Source organism: Pseudomonas sp. GW458-11-26-14-LB4 (assembly GCF_059423925.1).
Genome location: NZ_JBWKYU010000016.1, coordinates 136,630 through 143,065, shown reverse-complemented (window position 1 = coordinate 143,065; position 6,436 = coordinate 136,630). Strand labels below are relative to the sequence as shown.

The following is a 6,436-nucleotide window of genomic DNA, read 5'->3' as shown; positions in this document are numbered from 1 at the left end:
TTCGAGGGGTGGGTCGGGGACAACCTTGTTCATTGATTAACTCCTTGCTGACTTGAAGCCACCAAATGCCGTTCTCACGCGGCGAAGAGGTGGCAGCTATGTGCGGGGTGAGAAACCGGGCAAGGAGATTCCGGCCAGACCGAAGTCTGCCCGCACACGGCCGCCATAAATCAATTACAGGCAGCAGAAAAGCTGGCGGCAATTATGGTCGGACTGGCGTTCGAATAACACTCGCTTGCCTGGGTTCTCACACCCAATCACAGAGTTTTCTGCGACAACCAAAGACTAGGGATCGTGGTTCCGACGGACAACCTGAAAAACTTGTGGGAAGGTTCGGTGAATCCCACACATCTTTAAACATCCGAAAATGGAACGCGGAGCGTCCCGGGCTACATTCCCACGCGGAGCGTGGGAACGATCAAAAGCTGCCCTCTCCCGGAGGGAGAGGGAACTGACCGCGTCGTTTAAATGAAATACGCCGACGTGAGATATCGAAGGTGAATTCAAAATCCGAAAAGCACACAAACCGCTCTAGCTGTTGCCCCACCACCACTCAACAGGATGAGCGTTAGCTCGGCTGCAGCTTTTGATCTTGATCCACGGGCGACGTCGGAAGGCTGAGTGGAGGGATTTATCCGGGGGTGGGAGCGCAGCGACCGTGCGGCGAAGCCGCATGCATCGAGAGGAGGTGCAGCGAAGCAAACCGGAGGCGATGCCCCCGGATGAATCCCGTAACGAAGGAACCCCGAGCCCCAGCGAGGGGCCGAACGCAGGAGCAAGCGTTTTTGGTTACTTTTTAGGCGTTTGTAAAAAGTGACCCGCCGTAAGGGCGGAACCATAAGAAGCCGTTACCGCAGCATCGGATATGCACACAATCACCCCAGATATACCGAGATAGACACCTCACCTAGAAAAACGATATTTCCGCGCCCACCGAAACCCCGGCTACCCTCCTCCCCACAACTACCTCCAGTGCACCCGGGGACTCCATGGATCGATTCACCTTCAAACCACTTCTAATAACCCTGGCCCTGACCGCCATAACCCCAATCGCCAACGCAGCAACAACCCTCGTCTACTGCTCAGAAGCCAGCCCCGCAGGCTTCGACCCCAGCCAGTACACAAGCGGCACCGACTTCGACGCCTCCGCCGAAACAGTCTTCAACCGCCTCACCCAATTCAAACGCGGCGGCACCGAAATCGAACCCGGCCTGGCGACCAATTGGGACGTAAGCCCGGATGGCCTCCAATACACCTTCCACCTACGCCAAAACGTAAAATTCCACACCACCGACTACTTCACCCCCACCCGCACCTTCAACGCCGACGACGTCCTGTTCACCTTCCAGCGCCTGCTCGATCCGGAGAACGCCTTCCGCAAGGCCTACCCCGCCGAATCCCCGTACTTCACCGACATGGGCCTGAACACCACGATCAAATCCGTGGAAAAGCTCGACGAAAACACCGTGCGCTTCAACCTGAACAACGTCGACGCCGCCTTCGTGCAAAACCTCGCCATGAGCTTCGCCTCGGTGCAATCGGCCGAATACGCCGCCCAACTGTTGAAAGAAGGTCACGCCGCCGACCTCAACCAGAAACCGGTCGGCACCGGCCCGTTCGTGTTCAAGCGCTACCAGAAGGACGCGCAGATCCGCTACGCTGCGAACAAGGAGTACTGGAAACCCGAGGACGTGAAGCTCGATAACCTGGTGTTCTCGATCACTCCGGACGCCGCCGTTCGCCTGCAAAAGCTCAAGACCGGCGAATGCCAGGTCAGCGGCTACCCGCGCCCGGCCGACATCGAAGTGATGGAAAAAGACCCGAACCTGCGGGTGCTGAAGCAGGCCGGTTTCAACCTCGGCTTCCTCGCCTACAACACCACCCACCCGCCGCTGGATCAGCTCAAAGTGCGCCAGGCACTGGACATGGCCATCGATAAACCGGCGATCATCAAGGCGGTTTATCAGAGTGCCGGGCAGCTCGCGCAAAACGCCTTGCCGCCAGCGCAATGGTCATTCGATCCGAACATAAAAGACGCGCCGCACGACCCGGTAAAAGCCAAGGCGCTACTCAAGGAAGCCGGGGTTGCACCCGGTACAACCATCAACCTCTGGGCCATGACCGTGCAACGCGCCTCGAACCCGAATGCGCGGATGTCGGCCCAGATGATCCAGCAGGATTGGGAGAAGATCGGTATCAAGGCCAACATCGTCAGCTATGAATGGGGCGAGTACATCAAGCGCGCCAAGAACGGCGAACACGACGCGATGATCTACGGCTGGACCGGTGACAACGGCGACCCGGACAACTGGCTGGGCGTGCTTTACAGCTGCGCGGCGGTGAACGGCAGCAACTACGCCAAATGGTGCGATCCGGCCTACGACAAGCTGGTACAGCAGGCCAAGGTATCCAGCGATAAATCGCAACGGGTAAAACTGTATCAACAGGCGCAACTGATCCTTAAACAGCAGGTGCCAATCACGCCGATCGCCAACTCCACGGTGTTCCAGCCGCTGCGCAAGGAAGTCACTGACTTCAAGATCAGCCCGTTCGGTCTAACCCCCTTCTATGGCGTGGGTATAAATAAGTAACACCCGGCCCCAATCCGGCGCGCACAACGTGACCAACGCACCGTTTTGGGGCTTCGTTTGCACCGTAAAAACCGTCCGCAAACGGTCAAATGCGTCAGAAGTTATACGGATGCGACATTAAGGTACGTTCGTGCCACGCTTTGACGCCGCCGAGCGCTCTGGATCTTGCATTGGGTATGGGCCCTGCATAAGTATCCGCAGGCACGACTCACGAGGTCGTACCTCACAACTAAAAAATGACAACAAATCATGAGGCCAACATGCTTAAACACGCGGTCATTCCGTTTTTAGTCGGCGCAGGCTTGTTAGCCTCCGCACCTTTCGCCACCGCTGCGACTAACCTGGTGTTCTGCTCCGAAGGCAGCCCGGCCGGTTTCGATCCAGGCCAATACACCACCGGAACCGACTTCGACGCCTCAGCCGAAACCATGTTCAACCGTCTGACCCAGTTCGAGCGTGGCGGTACCGCCGTGATTCCTGGTCTGGCGACCAAGTGGGACATTTCTGATGACGGCCTGACTTACACCTTCCACCTGCGTGAAGGCGTCAAGTTCCACACCACCCCGTATTTCAAGCCGACTCGTGAGTTCAACGCCGACGACGTGCTGTTCACCTTCAATCGCATGATTAACAAGGATGACCCGTTCCGTAAGGCGTACCCGACCGAATTCCCGTACTTCACCGACATGGGGATGGACACCAACATCACCAAGATCGATAAAGTCGACGACCACACCGTCAAGTTCACTCTGAAAGAAGTCGACGCCGCGTTCATCCAGAACATGGCCATGAGCTTCGCGTCGATCCAGTCCGCCGAGTACGCAGCCCAGCTGCTGAAAGAAGGCAAGGCTGCCGACATCAACCAGAAGCCGATCGGCACTGGTCCGTTCGTGTTCAAGAGCTACCAGAAAGACTCCAACATCCGCTACACCGGGAACAAGGACTACTGGAAGCCTGAAGACGTGAAGATCGACAACCTGATCTTCGCCATCACCACCGACCCGTCGGTACGTATCCAGAAGCTGAAAAAGAACGAGTGCCAAGTCACCCTGTTCCCTCGTCCGGCCGACCTCGCGGCACTGAAAGCCGATCCTACGCTGAAGATGCCTGACCAGGCTGGTTTCAACCTGGGCTACATCGCCTACAACGTGATGGACAAGGTCAAGGGTAGCAACGAGCCGAACCCGCTGGCTGACCTGCGCGTGCGTCAGGCACTTGACATGTCGGTGAACAAGCCACAGATCATCGACTCGGTTTACCAGGGTGCGGGCCAACTGGCCGTCAACGCCATGCCGCCGACCCAGTGGTCCTACGACACCACCATCAAGGACGCCAAGTACGATCCTGAGAAAGCCAAACAGCTGCTCAAGGAAGCCGGCGTCAAGGAAGGTACCGAGATCGTCCTGTGGGCGATGCCGGTTCAGCGTCCGTACAACCCGAATGCCAAACTGATGGCCGAAATGCTCCAGTCCGACTGGAAGAAAATCGGTCTGAACGTGAAGATTCAGAGCTACGAGTGGGGCGAGTACATCAAGCGTTCCAAAGGTGGCGAGAACCAGGGCATGCTGATTGGCTGGAGCGGTGACAATGGTGATCCGGACAACTGGCTCAACGTGTTGTTTGGTTGCGACTCCCTGAGTGGCAACAACTTCTCCAAATGGTGCGACAAGAAATTCGACGGCCTCGTGAAAGAAGCCAAGCGCACCACTGACCAGGCCAAGCGCACCGAACTCTACAAAGAGGCGCAGCACGTCCTCAAAGATGCAGTCCCTATGACACCTATCGCTCACTCGACGGTGTATCAACCCATGCGCGCCAACGTGCAGGACTTCAAGATCAGCCCATTCGGCTTGAACTCCTTCTACGGCGTCAGCGTCAGCAAATAAAAGAAGCAGCGGCGACGTGTTCAGCGTCGCCGCTGTTTTTTTGCCGAGAAGTCAGGAATTTGCCTACAACCTTTTCCGCCCCGTCTTACTGGGTTGGTTCAGGACGTGTTGCCTTTTCCTACGAGTCTTTAGGACTCAGCGCATTTACTGCCAGACCCACGGCCCCTACCGTCGGGTTCTGACCAGTGACTGCGTGGGCTATCGGTTTTGCTGCCGTATTGGTTTGAGCTCAATGCCGCCACCACATCCCTGGACGGGATCGCGGCGCATTGAAAAACACTAAAAAAAGAGGGAGCGTCATGCGCCATACCTTGGTTTTTTCCGCATTGCTGGGCGCCGGCCTGTTGGCCGCCACGTCCGCCAGTGACGCCGCCAGCAACAGTCTGGTGTTCTGCTCCGAAGGCAGTCCGGCCGGTTTCGATACCGCGCAGTACACGACAGCGACCGATAACGACGCCGCCGAACCGCTGTACAACCGACTGGCCGAGTTCGAAAAAGGCGCGACCAATGTCGTACCGGGCCTGGCAACCAGCTGGGATATTTCCGAGGATGGTCTCAAGTACACCTTTCACCTGCGTGAAGGTGTGAAGTTTCATACAACGCCGTACTTCAAACCTACGCGCGATCTCAACGCCGACGACGTGCTGTTCACGTTTAACCGCATGCTCGATCCGCAACAGCCATTCCGTAAGGCTTATCCGACCGAGTTCCCGTATTTCAACGGGATGAGCCTCAACAAGAACATCGCCAAGGTCGAGAAGACCGGGCCGCTGACCGTGCAGTTCACGCTCAACAGCGTCGACGCCGCGTTCATCCAGAACATCGCCATGAGCTTCGCCGCCATCCTGTCTGCCGAATACGCCGACAAGCTGCTGGCCGAAGGCAAGCCGAGCGACATCAACCAGAAGCCGATCGGCACTGGCCCGTTCGTGTTCAAGAGCTACCAGAAAGACTCGAACATCCGTTACACCGGCAACCCGCATTACTGGGATCAGAGCCGGGTGAAGCTGAAGAACCTGATTTTCGCGATCAATACCGACGCCTCGGTGCGCGTGCAAAAGCTCAAGGCCGGCGAATGCCAGATTACCCTGCACCCACGCCCGGCCGATGTGCCGGCACTGAAGAACGATCCGAAGCTGCAATTGATCGAGAAGCCGGGCTTCAACCTCGGCTACATCGCCTACAACGTCCGCCACAAGCCGTTCGATCAGCTCGAAGTACGCCAGGCGCTGGACATGGCAGTGAATAAACAGGGGATTCTCAACGCTGTTTATCAAGGCGCCGGCCAACTGGCCGTCAACGCCATGCCGCCGACCCAATGGTCCTACGACGACACCATCAAGGACGCCGCCTACAACCCGGAAAAAGCCAAAGAGCTGCTCAAGGCTGCCGGCGTCAAGGAAGGCACCGAGATCACCCTGTGGGCGATGCCGGTACAGCGTCCGTACAACCCGAACGCCAAACTGATGGCCGAGATGCTCCAGGCCGACTGGGCCAAGATCGGTCTGAAAGTGAAAATCGTCAGCTACGAATGGGGCGAGTACATCAAGCGCACCAAGAATGGCGAACACGACATCAGCCTGATCGGCTGGACCGGTGACAACGGGGATCCGGACAACTGGCTCGGCACGCTCTACAGCTGCGACGCCATCGGCGGCAACAACTACTCCATGTGGTGCGATCCGGCTTACGACAAGCTGATCAAACAGGCGAAGGTCGTCACCGACCGCGACCAGCGCACCGTGCTCTACAAACAGGCCCAGCAACTGCTCAAGCAGCAAGTGCCGATCACGCCTGTCGCTCACTCGACGGTCAACCAGCCACTGAGCGCCAAAGTCGAAGGGTTCAAGGTGAGCCCGTTCGGTCGCAACGTGTTTTCGGGTGTCAGCATCGATTAAACAAACAACCGATTAGCCGCAATGCTGAGGGGGCCGTCTACCCCCTCACGCAAGCGCTTTG

Annotated in this window: 3 protein-coding genes; all 3 read left to right on the top strand. The window is 57.5% G+C overall.

The genetic code is table 11. The features are described from left to right. The first annotated feature begins 989 nt into the window (after positions 1-989). The 3 genes from AC07XZ_RS20920 to AC07XZ_RS20910 all read left to right on the top strand — a co-directional run bounded on the left by AC07XZ_RS20920 (position 990) and on the right by AC07XZ_RS20910 (position 6,375). Entirely contained in the window at positions 990-2,591 is a 1,602-nt protein-coding gene (locus AC07XZ_RS20920) for an ABC transporter substrate-binding protein (protein WP_102687362.1), read from the top strand. 260 nt (positions 2,592-2,851) lie between these two features. Further along, positions 2,852-4,477, top strand: a complete 1,626-nt coding sequence (locus AC07XZ_RS20915) for an ABC transporter substrate-binding protein (RefSeq protein ID WP_085746903.1) — start codon at positions 2,852-2,854, stop codon at positions 4,475-4,477. Between the two features lie 299 nt (positions 4,478-4,776). Next, positions 4,777-6,375 carry an ABC transporter substrate-binding protein gene (locus AC07XZ_RS20910; RefSeq protein WP_102687361.1) on the top strand — a complete coding sequence of 533 codons (1,599 nt, stop codon included), beginning with the start codon at positions 4,777-4,779 and terminating at the stop codon, positions 6,373-6,375. Positions 6,376-6,436: the final 61 nt, after the last annotated feature.

Coding starts and splice junctions, on each gene's coding strand:
- AC07XZ_RS20920 (WP_102687362.1), top strand. CDS start 990: ATGGATCGATTCACCTTCAAACCACTTCTAATAACCCTGGCCCTGACC.
- AC07XZ_RS20915 (WP_085746903.1), top strand. CDS start 2,852: ATGCTTAAACACGCGGTCATTCCGTTTTTAGTCGGCGCAGGCTTGTTA.
- AC07XZ_RS20910 (WP_102687361.1), top strand. CDS start 4,777: ATGCGCCATACCTTGGTTTTTTCCGCATTGCTGGGCGCCGGCCTGTTG.